General features: G+C 50.0%; 15 protein-coding genes and 1 tRNA gene. 10 read left to right on the top strand and 6 right to left on the bottom strand.

Going from position 1 to position 17914, the window contains the following annotated elements; translation table 11 throughout:
- Window positions 1-17: 17 nt before the first annotated feature.
- From LZ463_RS16010 to LZ463_RS15990, 5 genes are all read left to right on the top strand, one after another.
- Complete coding sequence (locus tag LZ463_RS16010; RefSeq protein WP_241456828.1) at window positions 18-662, top strand: RlmE family RNA methyltransferase; 645 nt, start codon at window positions 18-20, stop codon at window positions 660-662.
- A gap of 123 nt (window positions 663-785) precedes the next feature.
- Window positions 786-2675, top strand: a complete 1890-nt coding sequence (ftsH, locus tag LZ463_RS16005; RefSeq protein ID WP_241456827.1) for an ATP-dependent zinc metalloprotease FtsH — start codon at window positions 786-788, stop codon at window positions 2673-2675.
- A 146-nt stretch (window positions 2676-2821) separates the two neighbouring features.
- Window positions 2822-3616 (top strand): dihydropteroate synthase, encoded by a 795-nt coding sequence (gene folP / locus LZ463_RS16000; protein ID WP_241456826.1) that lies wholly within the window; start codon window positions 2822-2824, stop codon window positions 3614-3616.
- A gap of 11 nt (window positions 3617-3627) precedes the next feature.
- Window positions 3628-4974, top strand: a complete 1347-nt coding sequence (gene glmM / locus LZ463_RS15995; protein WP_241456825.1) for a phosphoglucosamine mutase — start codon at window positions 3628-3630, stop codon at window positions 4972-4974.
- 113 nt (window positions 4975-5087) lie between these two features.
- A tRNA-Arg gene (locus LZ463_RS15990) sits at window positions 5088-5164 on the top strand.
- 56 nt (window positions 5165-5220) lie between these two features.
- Here LZ463_RS15990 and LZ463_RS15985 read toward each other — a convergent pair.
- Window positions 5221-6120, bottom strand: a complete 900-nt coding sequence (locus LZ463_RS15985; RefSeq protein ID WP_241456824.1) for a helix-turn-helix transcriptional regulator — start codon at window positions 6118-6120, stop codon at window positions 5221-5223.
- 178 nt (window positions 6121-6298) lie between these two features.
- On the opposite strand from LZ463_RS15985, the gene LZ463_RS15980 reads away from it, so the two are divergent.
- Window positions 6299-7375: a metallophosphoesterase gene (locus tag LZ463_RS15980; protein WP_241456823.1), complete on the top strand. Its 1077-nt coding sequence runs from the start codon at window positions 6299-6301 to the stop codon at window positions 7373-7375.
- A 328-nt stretch (window positions 7376-7703) separates the two neighbouring features.
- Window positions 7704-9314, top strand: a complete 1611-nt coding sequence (locus LZ463_RS15975) for a methyl-accepting chemotaxis protein (protein ID WP_241456822.1) — start codon at window positions 7704-7706, stop codon at window positions 9312-9314.
- A 74-nt stretch (window positions 9315-9388) separates the two neighbouring features.
- Here LZ463_RS15975 and LZ463_RS15970 read toward each other — a convergent pair whose 3' ends face one another.
- From LZ463_RS15970 to wrbA, 3 genes are read right to left on the bottom strand one after another with little or no spacing between them, the layout of a single operon-like run.
- Window positions 9389-10816: an FAD-binding oxidoreductase gene (locus tag LZ463_RS15970; protein ID WP_241456821.1), complete on the bottom strand. Its 1428-nt coding sequence runs from the start codon at window positions 10814-10816 to the stop codon at window positions 9389-9391.
- Window positions 10817-10862: 46 nt separating this feature from the next.
- Window positions 10863-11258: a DUF2069 domain-containing protein gene (locus tag LZ463_RS15965; protein ID WP_241456820.1), complete on the bottom strand. Its 396-nt coding sequence runs from the start codon at window positions 11256-11258 to the stop codon at window positions 10863-10865.
- Window positions 11255-11866 carry an NAD(P)H:quinone oxidoreductase gene (gene wrbA / locus LZ463_RS15960; RefSeq protein WP_241456819.1) on the bottom strand — a complete coding sequence of 204 codons (612 nt, stop codon included), beginning with the start codon at window positions 11864-11866 and terminating at the stop codon, window positions 11255-11257. Before wrbA ends, LZ463_RS15965 begins: the two co-directional genes overlap by 4 nt.
- 74 nt (window positions 11867-11940) lie before the next feature.
- On the opposite strand from wrbA, the gene LZ463_RS15955 reads away from it, so the two are divergent.
- Window positions 11941-13197, top strand: coding sequence for a YihY family inner membrane protein (locus LZ463_RS15955; protein WP_347176274.1), 1257 nt, complete (start codon window positions 11941-11943; stop codon window positions 13195-13197).
- Window positions 13194-14255: a GNAT family N-acetyltransferase gene (locus LZ463_RS15950; RefSeq protein WP_241456818.1), complete on the top strand. Its 1062-nt coding sequence runs from the start codon at window positions 13194-13196 to the stop codon at window positions 14253-14255. The genes LZ463_RS15955 and LZ463_RS15950 overlap by 4 nt, the downstream gene beginning before the upstream one ends.
- Window positions 14256-14294: 39 nt before the next feature.
- On the opposite strand, the gene LZ463_RS15945 is transcribed toward LZ463_RS15950, so the two are convergent.
- Together LZ463_RS15945 and LZ463_RS15940 are read right to left on the bottom strand one after the other, a co-directional pair.
- Complete coding sequence (locus LZ463_RS15945) at window positions 14295-15713, bottom strand: undecaprenyl-phosphate glucose phosphotransferase (protein WP_241456817.1); 1419 nt, start codon at window positions 15711-15713, stop codon at window positions 14295-14297.
- A gap of 75 nt (window positions 15714-15788) precedes the next feature.
- The gene (locus tag LZ463_RS15940) at window positions 15789-16706 is read right to left on the bottom strand and encodes a glycosyltransferase family 2 protein (protein WP_241456816.1); all 918 of its coding nucleotides are present in this window, start codon (window positions 16704-16706) and stop codon (window positions 15789-15791) included.
- A gap of 279 nt (window positions 16707-16985) precedes the next feature.
- On the opposite strand from LZ463_RS15940, the gene LZ463_RS15935 reads away from it, so the two are divergent.
- A complete protein-coding gene (locus LZ463_RS15935; protein ID WP_241456815.1) occupies window positions 16986-17909 on the top strand; it encodes a polysaccharide biosynthesis/export family protein in 924 nt (307 codons plus the stop codon).
- Window positions 17910-17914: the final 5 nt, after the last annotated feature.

The raw sequence follows: 17914 nt of genomic DNA, 5'->3' as shown, positions 1-17914 counted from the left end.
AGTAGTATTTTACGCGAATGGCAAAGAATAAATTCAATCAAAATTGGGTTCACGATCATATTAATGACCCTTACGTGAAACTTGCACAGAAAGAGGGCTATCGCGCGCGTGCCGTTTACAAGCTAAAAGAAATAGACGAATCAGAAAAATTGATACGTTCCGGACAAGTTATTGTTGATCTCGGGGCAACCCCGGGGAGCTGGTCGCAGTATGTCAGGAATAAGCTGGCTGGCAAGGAGGGCGGTGGCATCTTGGGGGAAATCTTTGCCCTGGACCTGCTGCCGATGGAGCCTATCGCTGACGTGCAATTCATACAGGGGGATTTTCGTGAGGATGAGGTGCTGGATCAGCTTGAAGCCAAATTGTTGGGCCGTAAAGTCGATCTGGTGCTGTCTGACATGGCACCCAATTTGTCTGGTAACTCTACTGTTGACGCTGCGCGCGTCGAATATATTATCGAACTGGCAGTCTCATTTGCCAGGGCGCATTTGAAGCCCGGCGGAGCTTTGTTGGTAAAATGCTTCCATGGCCCCAGTTATAATAATATTGTTACACTTTTTAAAGATGAGTTCAAAACGGTATTGAACAAGAAGCCAAAAGCCAGTAAAGACAAGTCTTCCGAGATATTTTTGCTCGGTCGTGGGCTAAAGAACCCCGAATAATTGGATTTACCTCTTGATAATCATCAATATTGCCAACATATGCTGGCTAGCAAGCTCTACCCAATGGGGGTAGAATGAACGTTTACAGTATCAAATGGCGCGTCTTGCGTTCAAGGAGTTCTCGTGAATAATATGTTTTCAAAAGCTGCCATTTGGGTAGTTGTTGCCCTGGTGCTCTTTATGTTGTTTAAAGAGTTTGGCACGAAAGGTATCGGCTCGAGTGCCGCACCAATTCCGTATTCTGAGTTCCTGGACGAAGTTAAATCCAGGCACATCAAGGAAGCAACAATTGATGAGGCCAATCGCACCATTGTTGCGACCAATTCTGAAGGCAAGAAAGTCAAGTCCCAGATTACCGTCCTCGACAAAGGCTTGATTCGTGATCTGGTGGACAGTGGCGTCAAGTTTGATGTCAAGCAGCCTGAAGAGCAGTCTTTCCTGCAACAAGTATTTATTTCCTGGTTCCCGATGCTGTTACTGATCGGTGTCTGGATTTTCTTCATGCGCCAGATGCAGGGCGGCGGTAAGGGCGGGGCTTTTTCTTTCGGTAAGTCCAAAGCCAGAATGCTTGATGATACAAATAATAATGTCACTTTTGCTGATGTTGCAGGTTGCGACGAAGCCAAGGAGGAGGTCAGCGAAATTGTTGATTTCTTGCGTGACCCTACCAAGTTCCAGAAACTCGGTGGTCGTATTCCTCGTGGCGTCTTGATGGTTGGTCCGCCTGGCACAGGTAAAACCTTGTTGGCGCGTGCAATTGCCGGTGAGGCAAAAGTCCCGTTCTTTACAATTTCTGGTTCTGATTTCGTTGAAATGTTCGTCGGTGTCGGTGCTTCCCGCGTTCGTGACATGTTTGAGAATGCCAAGAAACATTCCCCTTGCATTATCTTTATCGATGAGATTGATGCTGTTGGCCGCCATCGTGGCGCCGGTATGGGTGGCGGCAATGATGAGCGTGAACAGACACTGAATCAGATGCTGGTTGAGATGGATGGCTTTGAAGCGAATTCTGGCGTTATCGTCATAGCAGCGACTAACCGTGCGGATGTTCTCGACAAGGCCTTGCTGCGTCCGGGCCGTTTTGACCGTCAGGTTTCCGTTAGTTTGCCAGATGTTCGTGGGCGTGAGCAAATCCTTAACGTCCATATGCGCAAGGTTCCGATCTCTGCTGATGTAAAAGCAGACATTTTGGCACGCGGTACGCCAGGTTTTTCTGGTGCTGATTTGGCTAATCTGGTCAATGAATCGGCTTTGTTTGCGGCGAGACGCAATAAGCGTTTGGTCGAAATGATCGATTTTGAAGATGCTAAAGATAAAATTTATATGGGCCCCGAGCGTCGGTCCATGGTGATGCGTGAAGAAGAGCGTAGAGCGACCGCTTATCATGAATCTGGTCATGCTGTAGTGGCCAAATTGCTGCCTACGTCTGACCCAGTGCATAAAGTGACCATCATGCCGCGTGGATCTGCTTTGGGTGTTACCTTGTCTCTGCCTGAGCACGATGCTGTGAGTTTGTACAAGGATAAAATGCTGGAAAAGATTTCGATGTTGTTTGGTGGTCGGATAGCTGAAGAAATCTTCGTTGGTCAAATGTCATCAGGTGCGGAAAGCGACTTTTCTCATGCGACCAAACTCGCCAGGGCGATGGTCACCCGATGGGGTATGTCTGACAGCATGGGTGTCATGGTGTATGAAGACAATCAGAATGACGGTTATTTTGGCGGCTCTTCAAAAACTATTTCTGAAGTGACTCAGCAAAAAGTGGACGCCGAAATCCGTAATATCCTGGATGCACAATATGCTTTGGCGCGCAAGCTTCTGGAAGAAAATCGTGACAAGGTTGAAATTATGACCAAGGCTTTACTGGATTGGGAAACCATTGATGCAGATCAGGTGAGTGACATCATGAACGGAGTGGATCCACGTCCGCCAAAACAAAGTCAGGCAACTAACCGGTCTCCGTCAGATAAGTCTTCTGGTGGCGTATCTCCTAGTGCAACTGCTCCAGCCTGAGTTGCTGATAATTAATTCTCGAGTATCTTGAATTGTTTTTATAAGGGTGGGGTAATTCCTCACCCTTCGTTTTTTTTAAAATGAAATACTTTCAATGCGGTCGTTATCGTTTTCCTTTGCATGGGAAACAATCCAGAACCCTGGTGATGGGCATCCTGAATATCACGCCAGATTCATTTTCTGACGGCGGTAAATTCCTGCATCTGGAAAGCGCCATTGCACGTGCAGAGCAGATGATAGAAGATGGTGTTGACATCATCGACATAGGCGGTGAATCAAGCCGTCCTGGTTCTGCACCTTTATCGCTGATGGAAGAACTGGACCGTATCATGCCAGTCATCTATGCCTTGCGTGATTGCGGCAAACCTTTGTCCATTGATACCTATAAACCGCAAGTCATGCGTGAAGCCCTTCTGGCAGGCGCAGACATGATTAACGACATCCGGGGTTTTGCTACTGAAGATGCGATCGCTGTGGTGCAAAGCAGTGATGCTGGATTATGTGTGATGCACATGCAAAACAATCCGCTCAATATGCAGATGAATCCTGAATACGCTGACGTCAATCTGGACGTGGGTTATTTTTTACAGCAGCGTGTATCAGCGCTGGCGGCGGCAGGTGTGGCAACTGAACGAATTTGCCTGGATCCTGGCTTTGGCTTTGGCAAGACCCTGGAGCATAATGTGGCCATGTTTCACCATTTGCCTGATTTTCTGGCTGAGTTGAATTTACCCTTGCTGGTTGGTGTTTCGCGAAAATCAATGATAGGTGGCCTGACTGGACGCCCCACGTCGGCACGTCTGGCCGGCAGTTTGGCCGCAGCACTTGCTGCAAAACAGTGTGGTGCAAATATCATCCGTGTGCACGACGTTGCTGAAACTGTCGATGCATATAAAGTCTGGGATGCTTTAGTTGCATCCGGGACATATTCCAATGAATGAGCAAGAGTAAAATGAGTAGAAAATATTTTGGTACCGATGGTATCCGTGGCAAAGTTGGCGTTGCACCAATTACACCTGATTTTGTCATGCGCCTGGGTTTTGCTGCAGGCAAGGTACTGGCGCAAGCCAATGTCACCGGTGACGTTCGTCCTACGGTTCTGATAGGCAAGGATACGCGCATCTCAGGTTATTTGCTGGAAGCTTCACTGGAAGCCGGCTTTGCTGCCGCAGGTGTGGATGTCATGCTCTCTGGCCCGGCGCCGACGCCGGCAGTCGCTTATCTGACCCGTGCACTGCGCTTGTCTGCAGGCGTTGTTATTTCTGCCTCGCATAATCCATTTGATGATAATGGCATCAAGTTTTTTTCGGCGAACGGCAACAAGCTGGCCGACGAAGTTGAGCTGGCTATCGAAGCTGAACTGGAGCGTCCCATGCAATGCGTGAGCTCGGAGAAGTTAGGCAAGGCACGCCGCTTGAGTGATGCCAATGGCCGTTATATTGAATTTTGCAAAAGCACTTTCCCTGCAGAGCTGGATTTGCGCGGCCTGAAGATCGTGGTCGACTGTGCTCATGGCGCTGCTTATGACATCGCCCCCCATGTGTTCCACGAGTTGGGGGCTGATGTCATTGCCATCGGTAATCAACCGAACGGTCTCAATATCAATGATAGAGTTGGTGCGACATCACCTGATGCGCTGTCACTGGCAGTACGCGCCAATCATGCAGATCTGGGTATTGCCCTCGATGGTGACGCTGATCGTCTGTTGATGGTCGACAGGCACGGCAAAATCTATAATGGTGATCAGTTGTTGTACCTGATGGTACTTGACCGTATGGCCCTGGGGCCGGTGCAGGGAGTCGTGGGCACGCTGATGACGAATATGGCCGTCGAAGTTGCATTCAAAAAAATGGGAGTAGGTTTTGCCCGTGCAAAGGTCGGTGACCGCTATGTACTGGAACAGATGCAGGAGCGCGGCTGGTTGCTCGGGGGAGAGGGCTCCGGCCATCTCCTGTGCCTCGACAAGCATACGACTGGCGATGGTATCGTTTCCGCCCTGCAAGTGCTTTCCGCCCTGAGGCGCAATGGCAAAAGCCTGGAGCAATGTTTCGACAAACTTGAGCTTTTTCCGCAAACCTTGATCAATGTCAGGGTGCCGGCTGGCTTTGAATGGCAGAAGAATGACAAGCTGACCGCCGAGTTGCAAAAGGCAGAGATGAAATTGAATGGAAGTGGCCGCGTCCTGATACGAGCATCAGGCACGGAGCCGTTAATACGCGTCATGGTTGAGGCGGAAGATGGTGATCTGGCTGCTGCAACTGCGCGTCGGCTGGCCGATTGCATTCCTGCTGCAACTTAAGAAAAATCCTTGCCAGATACTGTTTCATTCTTGAATCTGGTCGCGATACCATGTACTATTCAGCCTTCAGTTTTTGGGCTGCCAAACGTCAGTTTTGCTAGCCACTCACAAGACTGTCCATAGCTCAGTTGGATAGAGCACGAGCCTTCTAAGCTCGGGGTCGTAGGTTCGATTCCTACTGGGCAGGCCAATAGATTCAAAGACTTAGCCCAGATTATAATTCTGGGCTTTTTCGTTTCAGGACTCTCAATTCTGATGGCTCTTCGTTTCTTGATAGCCAGGTGCCAATACCGCATTTTTTACATTGTCAAGCACACTCACGTCGGCCAGCCTCAATCTGGAGCTGACTTCACCAAGCTTGCTATCCCTTGAGCAATCGACTTGCCATAGACGCAAAACATAACCGGCGATGGCTGCCCGCAGCTTGATTTGGAGCTTGCCGTTTTGCATGCCATAGTCGCGCATGATGGATTCCGGATGCGGGTGCGAGGGGTGAGCTTGCAGCTCAATGCAAATGATGCGTTGCCACTGTTCATCTGCGGTCAGGCGTTCATGCGGCTGTACTACATGGTTTTGATCGCCTTGCCGGATGTCGATGATGTTATCCATGCGCGTCAGCACCAGATCCCGGAATTCGCCTTTGCTTCTGTCGTAGGCCCGTACATGCCAGCGCAAGCCGGAATCCACCAGTGCCAGCGGAACAATTTCTCTGTGAGATGGACCGGTTTTCATGGAGTGATAGGTGAGCCTGAGTGGGTATTCGTTGCGTATGGCCCGGGTTACCTTGGCTAACTCCCGCAGTGCAGGTTGATTCAGGCGACTTGGAATATCGTGCTGTAAAAGCGCTTCTCCTGTGCCACGTTCACCATCGCCAAAGCCGGAGCAGAGAGCAGACAAAACCCTGTCTGCCTGATGCTGGAAGAGTGGCTGGAAGCTGTCCCTGTAGTGATACATTTTCCCTTCATACGCCATATTGCCAGGTGCCAGTTCCCGGTATAGGACCAGGTCACGTGTGCCAGCTGCTGAAGCTATGCCAAAGCGCTCCATTACATCCTTGCGTGTTACTGTCCCCAGAAACCACAATTGAAACTCTATATAAGCCAGGCGTTCACGCTGGGCAACTGGCAGGGTATGTAAATGCATCATTGATATAGGGTGGCAAGTTGTGCTTGAAAACATTCTACCATCGAATCAATTTGATGCTATAGTGATGATGAGATCAAATTGATTCGATATGTGTTTTTTTGAAATGACTCTGTTGCAGCACAAACTTTGGACTTTGTGATGCAAAGTTGTGTGATAAGAGCCAGATAGAAGGAGAGTGATGAGTCTGATTCAAAAGCTTCCGTCGGGGCAACTCGATATTATTGGTGATATTCATGGTGAATATGACGCCCTTTGCAATTTGCTGGGGCATCTTGGTTACGATGCAGACGGTGGACACAAGGATGGCCGCAGCCTGGTCTTTGTCGGGGATTTCTGCGACCGTGGGCCGGATTGTCCTGCCGTATTGGCGCTGGTTGAACGTTTGGTTCGTGCGAGTCGGGCTGTGGCGGTATTGGGAAATCATGAAATGAATCTTTTGCGCGGCAGCGCAAAAGACGGTGCAGGCTGGTTTTTTGATGAGAGAGTGGCGTGGGATGAGCCAAAGTATGCACCTTTCAAACGACTTGATGCTTCAAGAAAAGCAGACACAGTTGCTTTTCTGATGTCTTTGCCGATAGCACTGGAAAGGGACGACTTGCGGGTGGTCCATGCTGCCTGGATACCAGAGTACGTGGAGCAAATACGTCATTTACCTATAGGCAGTGTCCTGGAAAATGATCACCGATGGGATGCTGATACACATCGATTGGCTCAGGAGTTGAAAGCGCCGATGCAGGCAGAGTTGATGGCACATCAGCCGGGCCTGGAAGACCCAGATCATCAGCCATTCTTTATGCATGCCCATGCCGCCAGCGATGTGCTGATGCAAATGCACAATCCTTTGCGTGTTCTGACTTCTGGTGTCGAATGCAAATGGCATACACCATTCTATTCGGGTGGCAAATGGCGTTTTGTGGGACGAGTGCAGTGGTGGAAAGATTATGATGAGCAGGTCCCTGTCGTTGTTGGACATTACTGGCGTCGTTTCCACTCATTCGATCGCCCCCATGTTGGTAAAGGTGGAGAGGATTTGTTTGAGAATACCTCGCCGCTGACATGGCATGGCAGGCATCACAATGTGTATTGTGTGGACTTTTCTGTTGGCGGGCGTTGGGCTGCGAGAAAGAGCCAGGATTTTCCTGAGTCGGATTGCAAGTTGGCTGCTTTGCAATGGCCTGAGCGCTTGTTGTGTTTCGACGATGGCCAGGCAATTCCCACCACTTCGTTCAAGTCTGCCGAATCTATGAATACATAGCCCACTCTGTCATTTCAAACATTTCAAACCGATGTTGCAATTCGCCATCATTGCCACATGTGCTGGCCCTGTCTTTCAGGCTATACTCTGATCAGGCAATACCTCTTGTGGTGCAGAGAATTCGATCGGGATTTAATGCGAATATAATCAAATTGCTATTACTCATTGCATTTTGAAGCAGGGTTTTTCTGAAGTTTTTCATATTGAAAATATAAAGAATTGGATGGTTTGAGAAGGTAAAAATAGGGCAAACATGCCCGGCGATTTTCTCTTTTTCATGTCAGTCTGATTTCTACCCTTTATCTGTTTCGGATACTCAGGAAAATGTATGAATCAATTGTCGCGTTTGAAGATTAGTGCTCGTCTGGCAGCGGGTTTTGGTCTCGTTATTTTCTTTGCTTCTGCTCTACTGGTGCTGAGCTTGTTCAGGATGAGTCAATTGCAAGGCTCGACCGATTATATTTTCAATACCAAGGTAGTCAGCCTGAATGCGGCAACTGATATGCGCGAGCAAGGCCGCTCACTGGCATTGGTATTGAAGAAAATGACTGCGCCCAGCGATCTGGCGGAGGCCGAGCGTGAAACCAAGAAGCTGGTAAAGATACTTGACGGCTATGATGCATCTGAAGCGATAGCAAAGAAGCTGATTGATGATCCCGAGGGTAAAGGAACTTTGCAGAATTCGGTCGAACAAAAACGGCAGGTACTCGCAATTGCAAACAAGATCAAGGGCCTGGTTGGCGAGGGTAATTATTTCGATGCAGCTTCGGTATTGCAGACAGAATTCAATGCGCCTAACGAAAAATGGATGCTCTCCCTGAGCGAACTGGCGCAGCAGCAGCACAAGGCGATGCAGTCGGCTTATGATGAATCGTTGAGTAATTACAAGAGTGCCAGGCTCAGCATGTTGCTGATCGGTATCTTGATCATTGCTATTGGTTCTGTTGCTGCATGGCTGATTGCACGGACAATTGCCTTGCCAATCAAACGCGCAGCCATTGTCGCTGACCAGATTGCCAACGGTGATTTGAGCAAGCCGGTCGATGCAAGTGGGACGGATGAAATTGGCGAACTGATGCATTCCTTGGAAATGATGCAGGAAAATCTGCTGGCGACAATTTCAAAAATCAAGGTGGGAACTGAAACCATCACCGTTGCTTCACAGGAGATTGCCTCTGGTAACGCCGATCTGTCGAGCCGGACGGAATCGCAAGCGGGTTCGCTGGAAGAAACCGCCAGTTCCATGGAAGAGCTGACCAGCACCGTGCGCCAGAATGCTGACAATGCCCGCCAGGCCAACCAGCTGGTGGTATCTGCATCAGGTGTTGCTGTCAAAGGTGGAGAAGTAGTAGGGCAGGTGGTGACGACCATGGGCTCGATCAAGGAAAGCTCACGCAAGATAGTCGACATTATCGGTGTGATAGACGGCATTGCCTTCCAGACCAATATTCTGGCTTTGAATGCTGCAGTAGAGGCAGCTCGGGCAGGGGAGCAGGGCCGGGGATTTGCCGTGGTGGCGGCAGAAGTGCGTAACCTGGCACAGCGCAGCGCCAGCGCGGCCAAGGAAATCAAATCCCTGATCAGTGATTCTGTGGACAAGGTAGACCAGGGCAGCAAGCTGGTTGACGAGGCAGGCAAGACCATGGATGAAATTGTCACCAGTGTGCAGCATGTTGCCGACATCATGAGCGAGATCACGGCAGCGAGCCAGGAACAAAGTTCAGGAATAGAACAGGTGAACCTGGCGATAACGCAAATGGATGAAATGACACAACAGAATGCGGCATTGGTAGAGCAGGCAGCGGCAGCGGCTGAAAGCATGGAAGAGCAGGCAGTGGCTTTGACCCAGGCAGTCAGCGTATTTCATTTGCCCAATTCCGGAGCGCAAGCCGCAGGCCCGCAAGCCCGTCGATTTACACCAAGGCAGTTAGAGAATTGATGTTGTGCAGATGATACTGTTCAGTATCATCTGCACAGGCCTGACAATCTTTCATCTACAGCCCGTTGCAGCGTTTATAAAAGTTTGCCAGGGTTCATCAGGTTTTGTGGGTCCAGTGCTGTCTTGATGGCGCGCATCATCGACAATTCCAGTTCGGATTTATATAGCCTGATTTCTTCCCGCTTCAGCATGCCCAGCCCATGTTCAGCCGAAATTGAGCCTCTCAGGGTATGTACATTATCATGGACCAGTCGGTTAATGGCTGGCTGCTGCAAGATGAACTCCTCATCATTGAAACCAATTGGCGCTGATACGTTGTAGTGCAGATTGCCATCACCCAGATGACCAAAGCAGACGATTTGACAGCCGGCAAATGTATTGTGCAATTGCGCATCAGTGGTTTCTATGAAACGTGGAATCTCGGACGCAGGCAATGAAATATCATGTTTGATGTTTTTACCCTCTTTGGCCTGTGCTTCAGAAATATTTTCCCTTAACTGCCAAAGATTTTTGGACTGATTTAATGAGGTGGCACAAACGGCATTGAGAATATGGTTTTCTGTCAGGGCGGTTTCCAGCGTTTTTTCCATTAATGCTATCGCGTGCGCTTCAGACTCATGATCAGAGATTTCCAGTAAAGCGTAGTACGGATGTTTGTCAGCGAAGGGGCTCTGCAATTGTGGAAAATGCTTGAGCACCAATTGCAGACTGAAGTCGGAAATCAATTCAAAAGCCGTCAGGGTAGTTCCCAGTGATTGCTGGCTTAGCTGCAACAGATTGAGTGCCGCTTGGGTGTTTTCCAGTGCTACCAGGGCGGTAATCTTTGCTCGCGGTTGCGGGAATAATTTGAGTACTGCGGCAGTAATGATGCCCAATGTGCCTTCTGCACCGATGAATAAATCGCGTAAATCGTAACCAGTATTGTCCTTGCGTAGCCCACGCAAACCATTCCATATCTCGCCTTGAGCCGTGACGACTTCCAGGCCCAGGCATAACTCCCTGCTGTTCCCATAGCGTAGCACGGCAGTGCCACCGGCATTGGTTGACAGGTTTCCTCCTATGGTGCAACTGCCTTCCGACGCCAGCGATAGCGGGAAAAGTCTTTGCTGGTTTGTTGCCGCGACTTGCACGTCGGCCAGCAGGCAACCGGCTTCGACCGTGATCGTGTTATTGCTTGCATCAATGGACAGTATGCGGTTCAGGCGTTTAAGTGAAATGACCACAGATGCTCCGCTCTGGTCCGGAATACTGCCCAGTACCAGGCCGGTATTGCCGCCTTGTGGTACGCAGGCAATCCTGTGCCTGACGCAAAGTTGCACAATGCTGGCAACTTCCGTGCTTGATTTGGGTAACAGCACTGCAAGGGCTCTGCCAAGGTAGCGTTTGCGCCAGTCCATGAGATAAGCCTGCTTGGCCGATTCTTCAGTCAAGACAAAATCCGGACCTATTACCTGTGTACAAGCCTCCAGGAAATCAATATTGGCGAGTTGATGTTTGCTCATACATTCATGGATAAGCAGTGGGTCTTGTCGTTGGATGTGGCTGGCATCACTGGTCGGCGGCCCTGGCTTTTGTCAGGGCTTTAGCAGCTTTTTTCAATGGACGCAAGTACAGCACGACAGAAAAGAAAAATGCCAGTGACAGTACAATTTCAACACCCGCCAATACGGCGGATAATTGCACGCGGTCACTGCAAGCCCTGACTATGCCTTCTGTGAAATAAATCCAGATCAGCATTGATGACCATTGCATGGTGTAATTGTCTCGCTTTAAAATGCCACGCAAGGGGATCAGTAAAGGCAGGGCCTTGAGTACCATCCATGAGCCACCGGGCCGCAATGGAGCAAGCAACCATTCCCATGCTATGCAGAGCAACACCAGGGCGATCAGGCTGACAGAGGCCGGTAAATAGTATTTATTAGGTGTATTGTTTGCGTCACTCATGCTGCTGCCTGTAACTTCTTGCTGATTTCTGCCAGGCGCTTGCCAGCTGCAATCGCCAGTTTGCGGCTGTCCTCTGAGATCACTTGCGCACCATCCTGGCCGGCCCAGTGTGTTGCACCATAGGGGCTGCCGCCGGTCGATGTAGTCATCAATTCGGGGTGGCTGTATGGCAGGCCCAGGATCAGCATCCCATGATGCATGAGAGGGAGCATCATGCTCAGCAAAGTCGATTCCTGGCCGCCATGCATGCTGCCTGTGGACGTAAACACACAGGCCGGTTTGCCGCTCAATGTGCCGGACAGCCATTCGGCTGCCGTGCCGTCAAGGAAATATTTCATTGCCGCCGCCATGTTGCCGAAACGGGTAGGGGAGCCCAGGGCCAGTCCCGCACATTCTTTGAGATCGGATAATTCCACATAAGGTGGCCCTTCAGCGGGTACATCCGGTGCGCTGGCCTCGGTCACCGTGGATACGGCAGGTACGGTACGCAGGCGGGCGTTACAACCGGGGACAGATTCAATACCCTGGGCGATCAATTCGGCCAATTTTCTGGTATTACCATGTCTTGAGTAAAATAAAACTAAAATCGTGATTTCTTGTGTAGTCATGCTTGTATTATAGAAGTCTTTATTCTTGCTTACTCGTTAAAATCGAGGCAATTCAAATTCAAGCTGCAAAAACTATGCGTGGTCTGTCGTGGAAACAAATACTCAATCTCTTCAAATTTGCCCTGCAGCGACTGCAGGAAGTACGCCTGCCCCAAGTTGCCGGTAGCCTGACCTTTACCACTGTGCTGGCCTTGGTGCCTATTTTGACAGTGGCATTTGCAATTTTTACTGCCTTTCCACTGTTTAATACCTTCCGCAGCTCACTGGAGGCGTATTTTATTCAAAGTTTGATGCCCAAGGGGATTTCCAACACTATCCTGGGTTACCTGACGCAATTTGCCACTAAGGCAACACGTGTATCGGCTATCAGCGGCGTGGCCTTGATGGTGACGGCAATCACCACCATGGCAATGATAGATAAGGCATTTAACCAGATCTGGCAAGTCAAGCGTTCGCGCCCGGCACTGCAAAGATTGCTCGTGTATTGGGCAATTGTTACTTTGGGGCCATTACTGGTTGGCGTTTCCATATCGAGCACTTCTTATCTGTTTACGGCAACCAGTGGTGTGGTTGGTGCAGTGCCGTTTCTGGGGGCGGTATTCTATACTGCAACCTCCATCCTGTTTACTACAGGCGCATTTACCCTGCTGTACCTGTTGGTGCCCAATCGTGCAGTCGAATGGCGCGATGCTGCCTGGGGCGGCTTGTTTGCTGCGCTTGCCTTTGAAATTGCCAAACGCATATTTGCCAGCTTTGTGATCCAGTTTCCTACTTATACCATTGTCTATGGTGCGCTGGCTGCGGTACCTATCTTTCTGGTCTGGATTTATGTTTCATGGCTGATTATCCTGATCGGTGCGGTCATTGCTGCGGCTTTGCCCGTGGTGAAGTTTGAGCGCTGGTGGCATGTGCCCACGCCGGGCAGTTCATTTGAAGATGCTGTCAGTGTTTTGCATGTACTGGTCAGTGCACGTCTGGCGCAGGCATCTGCTGCCGTCGATGTGAATGCCATACGCCTGCAAACCATGCTGGGGCTTGATGAAATTGAAGGTTTGCTGGAGCGCATGTCGGAGGAGGGGTGGGTGGCCAGGGTCAATGTCGACACGACAGCGTCCAGAAGTCGTTTTTGGTTACGCAAACATGAGACCGGTGCAGACCTGTGGGTGATGATGATCAATCCAGCCGGTCTGCGTTTGTCGGATGTGTACCGCCTGTTCGTGTTTGATACCAGAAACAAAAGCCAGCTTTCCCTGCTTGTGGACCAGAGTATAGAGGCAGGTCTGCATCAGGATTTGCAGTTGTATTTCCATCCAGAGGGGATGGCGAAGTGAAATTCAGGCTGATATTGGCAAGTGAGCTCGATCAGGGTCTTGTATCGCAGTGGGAAGGTTTGCGTGCCTGTTCTGCCATGTACGACAGCCCGTATTATCATCCGGCGTTTACCAGAATCGTTGCGCGTGCCAGATCTGACGCACGTATTTTATTGTGCGAAGATGCCGGCAGGCAGCTTGGCATCTGGCCTTTTCATGCGCTTGATTCCAGACATAGCGTATCCATCGGTGATTTTCTGGCTGACTATCAGGGACCAATTGGAGAACCTTCGATTGACTGGAGTCGGGCAGAGGTATTGCGTGCGATGGGTAGCCGCTATTTCTCCTATAACCACGTACCCGCTGGAATGAGTGAATTCAACAAAAATGCCTGGACGCATAGCCAGTCGCCATTCCTTGACTTGCAAGGGGGGTTTGATGCCTACGCGCAGCGACTGTCTGAGCAGCGTGAGGCGTCCTTGCTGAAGAAGGTTGCTACCAACGAGCGCAAACTCAGTAAGAAAATGGGGGAATTGCGTTTTGAATTACAAAGCACGGCAGACGCTGACTATCTGGCTTTGCTGGCCGGCAAAAGCGAGCAGTTTCAACGGACTGTTGGTGCAGAACATGATATTTTCAAGCTGGCCTGGGTAAGGCAGGTTGTTGATGATATCAGGGCTAGCAGGGAAGAGGAATTTGCTGGTGTGCTATCGAGTCTGTATGCTGGTGACACCTTGATTGCAGCTCATTTTGGCATGCGCTCAAAGAATGTGCTGCATTACTGGTTCCCCTGGTATAGCACTGACTATGCAGAATTTTCCCCAGGGTTGATATTGCTGGCGCAGTGCGCGAAAAATGTCGGGCAGTTTGGTGTGACGTCAATAGACCTGGGGCGGGGCGACCAGGCTTATAAATTACGCTTTGCAACCGGCGCACATGCCTTGTGCGAAGGCGCCATCAGCTCACCAGCCTGGTTGCGAGATATGCAGGCCGGCCTGTACCATGGCAAGCGCCTCTTGAAACAGTCTGCCCTTGGGCAATATCTCCGCGGGCTCCGTCATGCTGGCAAGCCGAAATAAGGCGTGTTGATTAGTATGTTGGCATATTGAAGCGCCAGGTCAGTAGGCATTTTTATCTCCCAATACTACCTTGAATGTACGCCAGATGATGACAAGGTCTAGCCAGACAGACCAGTGCTGGATGTAATACAGGTCGTAGTTGACGCGTTCTTCCATTTTCTCCAGGGTTTCAGTCTCGCCACGCAGGCCATTGACCTGAGCCCAGCCGGTGATGCCTGGTTTGATTTTATGGCGAAACATATAGCCACTGACCAGTTTGCGGTACAGTTCATTATGTTCTATGGCATGGGGACGTGGGCCGACCAGGCTCATTTCACCTTTCAGCACGTTGAATAATTGCGGCAATTCATCAAGTGAAGAACGACGCAGGAAGCGGCCAAAGCGAGTCACGCGTGGGTCGCCTACCGTTGCTTGAATGACCGGGGCATCCGGTGCGCTCTGGCGCATGCTCCTGAACTTGTAGACATTGATGGGCCGGCCAGCAATGCCATATCGTTTCTGTTTGAAAAATACCGGGCCAGGTGAACCCAGTTTAACTCCGATGGCTATCATCAACAATAGCGGTGACAGCACAACCAGCCCGACTGCAGAACCAAACAGATCTAGCAGACGTTTGGGGAGTGCTGCCAGGCCGATAAAGGGGGTTTCGGTTGAGGCCAGTACCGGACGCCCAGCCAATTCGCGTAACTGTATGCCAGGCATGCCAAAAATCAGTGATTCGGGGACGAAATAAGTGGATGCTGTGCTGTCTTCCAGGATGGCAATGATTTCAGCCAGTTCCGGCGGTTCTTTGGTATTCAGACCTATAAACACGACGTCAACATTGACGCGACCTGTTTCTGCATCGACGATCCAGTTTGCCGCGTCGCTGAGGTCGCCCAGTCTTTCAAGATTGCTTGGTGGCCTGGATTCGTTCCTGTTGTCAAAGAAGCCGACAAAATCGATGGCGGCGAGTGGTGTATCACGCAGGGATTCCACCAGGTCCGCACAGGCTGAGTTGGACCAGATCAGGACTGCTTTACGCCTTCTGGAAGGGTTGGAGAAATAGATGACGGCCAGGCTACGTACTATGAGCGCGGTAAAAGTCAGGGTGAAAGGAGTAATAACCAGCCAGGCCAGCATGATGGCTCGGCTCAATTGCTCTGCCGTTTTATCTACATAGGCACTCAACAGTACTATCATGAAGACGACAAACCAGCGCGCCGTGATGCTGGGAAATGCAGAGAAAATATTCTTTTCCTGCAGAGTGCCAAGCAGTTGCTGACTGGAAAACAGGATGATACTGCTCAGACAGGCGATCAGCATGCGCACGCCAAAGATATCGGGGTCAGCATGCTTGAAATACAGAATAATTCCCATCAACGTCAGGTAAGTGGTCGCGCCAAAGGCGATGCCGGTGAGGGCGGCCAGTAGTTGAGCTGACTGCGATGTATTTGAGGCGGGTGAGGCTTTGAACATGGCTTGCGGACTTCTCCAGAATATTCCGATTTTTGTCAGACTGATATCTTGTACGTCAATTATTCGTCAATAGTTTCAGTTTTTTCTTCCGGACAAGAGCTTCTTGATCTGCCCGAGTTGCCAGCGATGCAGGTGCTGACGAAATTCCAGGTTCTCGTAGCGTGGCGCACGTCTGATGGCCGCACCCAGGTAACCGGCAATGATCAGCAGGCCACCGATGACAAAAGGTTTTTCGCGCATACGAAAAACACCGGATGCCAGCGCATACAGAGGGTGATAACCCATGAACCATATGCCGCGTCCCCAGCGCAAGCGGCCACGATAGACATTTTTGTCTGATGAACCCATCAGACGGTGATGCATGAGTATGGCATCCGGATGCAGGAAGCTTTTGGTGGTCCAGCCTTTCATGCGGGCGGTATGTACATCGATGCCATCCCACAGGACTTCTTCTACAAAGCCGCCGATTTCTTCAAATGCCGCTCGGCGATATAGTTTGAATTGTCCGGCGACGTGTTCGTCGATAATGATCTCTTCGATTCTTTTACCGTCTTCTTCTCGAAAGACCTTGCCTGATACGGCGGCGAGTCTGGCGTCTTGCTCAAATTCCTTGAACATACATTCCAGATAATGAGGGCCGAAAGACATGTCACCATCAAGTTTGGCGATGTAGGCATAATCCTGATGAATTATTTGTGTAATGCCGTATTTGAATGCGGCGACGACACCGCCGCCTACCTTGCGAAAGCCACGGTCGGGGCGTTGTACCAGACGGATGAAAGAGTATTTCTCAGCATATTCGCGGACGATATCAGCTGTGCCATCCTGTGAGCCATCATCGACGATGATCCATTCGACAGGCTTGACGGTCTGCGCGACCATGGAATCCAGGGTAAGTCTGATCAAGTCGGCCTCATCACGCACCGGTGCGATAACCACCAAAGGCACTACTTTTGTAGACTCTGTCTGGGTTTGCGCAGGCGTGTTTTGCATAAATGGGCTTTCTTATTTTTATCTGAATGTTAATGGAGCTTTGGGTTGCTCACAATTTAATAAAGGTTAAAAAGGTTAATTTTTGTTATTGAATGGTAACTGTATTTGGTTGGCATCAGACGGACAGTGCAGACTTTTGTTGCTCTGACAAAAATTTGCATCTATTCTCACTATTGCAATATAAAATGAAGTTCTTTTATAAATGCCATAAGCAAGATGACAATTGGGTCTATTTTTTTTACCTTTTTAAGAAACTCAGCTCGCAATTGCCTTGCTGCGGTGCTGGCTTTGGTATTTATTGGCACCCAGGCGTTTGCCCAGGAAAATCCGCCTGCGGTTTCATCAGGTCTGAAGTTTGATAACCAATTATTGCAATTGCCACAAGCCGTGAAAAGTCAGCAATTGACGCAAATGATTAACTCAGGGCAGGGTGGGGCAATACCCGATGAATCAGTCAAGCAAACGGACAGTGACGTCATCGGCGAAGGTGATCAGTTATTGATTACGGTTTTTGGTCAGCCTGACCTGACTTCTGATGTAATCATAGGGGAAAGCGGGGTGATCACTTTACCCCTTGTTGGTACAGTGGAAGTAAAAGGTAAAACCGCCACGGAAATTGCCGCTATCTTTGCAAAAAAACTTGATCAGGGGCAGTACATAAAGAGCCCCAAGGTATCGATCAAGGTCATGCAACAACTTAGCAGGACTTTTTCAGTTCTGGGTGAGGTGTTGCGACCGGGGCGCTATCCCTTGCAGGGACAGATCAGCATATTGGAAGCCCTGAGCCTGGCGGGAGGTGTTTCGCAAAAAGCAGAAAAAAGCTTGCGTATTTTGCGCCGTGTGCCTGGCAAGTCCGCATCTGAATTGCATGAATATGCGTCTGTCAAACTGGAGCTTGATGCTGTCAGGCTGGCACCGGAGCTGGCGCAAAAAATCCAGCCTAATGACGTCCTGTTTGTACCGCAGATCAAGAACTTTTATGTCTATGGCGAAGTTCGCCGGCCTGGCATGTATCCCATGGAAGATGATTTGAACGTCATGCGGGTTTTGTCGATAGGGGGCGGGGTTACCGAAAGGGGTTCGATACGTCGCATCATCATTCATCGTAAAACGGAGGATGGTGCCTTGCGGGAAATATCTGCGGGGATTGGCGATCAGGTCATGCCTGGCGATGTGGTGTTTATCAACGAACGGATATTCTGACGCGT

This window comes from Undibacterium paludis (assembly GCF_022568815.1).
Classification (GTDB): domain Bacteria; phylum Pseudomonadota; class Gammaproteobacteria; order Burkholderiales; family Burkholderiaceae_D; genus Undibacterium.
The sequence above is the reverse complement of the archived record's forward strand: the minus strand, read 5'-3'. Positions and strand labels throughout refer to the sequence as shown.

What these genes read in the sequence shown, in the direction of transcription:
- LZ463_RS16010 (WP_241456828.1), top strand. Translation starts at nt 18, where the DNA reads ATGGCAAAGAATAAATTCAATCAAAATTGGGTTCACGATCATATTAAT.
- folP (WP_241456826.1), top strand. Translation starts at nt 2,822, where the DNA reads ATGGGCATCCTGAATATCACGCCAGATTCATTTTCTGACGGCGGTAAA.
- glmM (WP_241456825.1), top strand. Translation starts at nt 3,628, where the DNA reads ATGAGTAGAAAATATTTTGGTACCGATGGTATCCGTGGCAAAGTTGGC.
- LZ463_RS15985 (WP_241456824.1), bottom strand. Translation starts at nt 6,120, where the DNA reads ATGATGCATTTACATACCCTGCCAGTTGCCCAGCGTGAACGCCTGGCT.
- LZ463_RS15980 (WP_241456823.1), top strand. Translation starts at nt 6,299, where the DNA reads ATGAGTCTGATTCAAAAGCTTCCGTCGGGGCAACTCGATATTATTGGT.
- LZ463_RS15975 (WP_241456822.1), top strand. Translation starts at nt 7,704, where the DNA reads ATGAATCAATTGTCGCGTTTGAAGATTAGTGCTCGTCTGGCAGCGGGT.
- LZ463_RS15970 (WP_241456821.1), bottom strand. Translation starts at nt 10,816, where the DNA reads ATGAGCAAACATCAACTCGCCAATATTGATTTCCTGGAGGCTTGTACA.
- LZ463_RS15965 (WP_241456820.1), bottom strand. Translation starts at nt 11,258, where the DNA reads ATGAGTGACGCAAACAATACACCTAATAAATACTATTTACCGGCCTCT.
- wrbA (WP_241456819.1), bottom strand. Translation starts at nt 11,866, where the DNA reads ATGACTACACAAGAAATCACGATTTTAGTTTTATTTTACTCAAGACAT.
- LZ463_RS15955 (WP_347176274.1), top strand. Translation starts at nt 11,941, where the DNA reads ATGCGTGGTCTGTCGTGGAAACAAATACTCAATCTCTTCAAATTTGCC.
- LZ463_RS15945 (WP_241456817.1), bottom strand. Translation starts at nt 15,713, where the DNA reads ATGTTCAAAGCCTCACCCGCCTCAAATACATCGCAGTCAGCTCAACTA.
- LZ463_RS15940 (WP_241456816.1), bottom strand. Translation starts at nt 16,706, where the DNA reads ATGCAAAACACGCCTGCGCAAACCCAGACAGAGTCTACAAAAGTAGTG.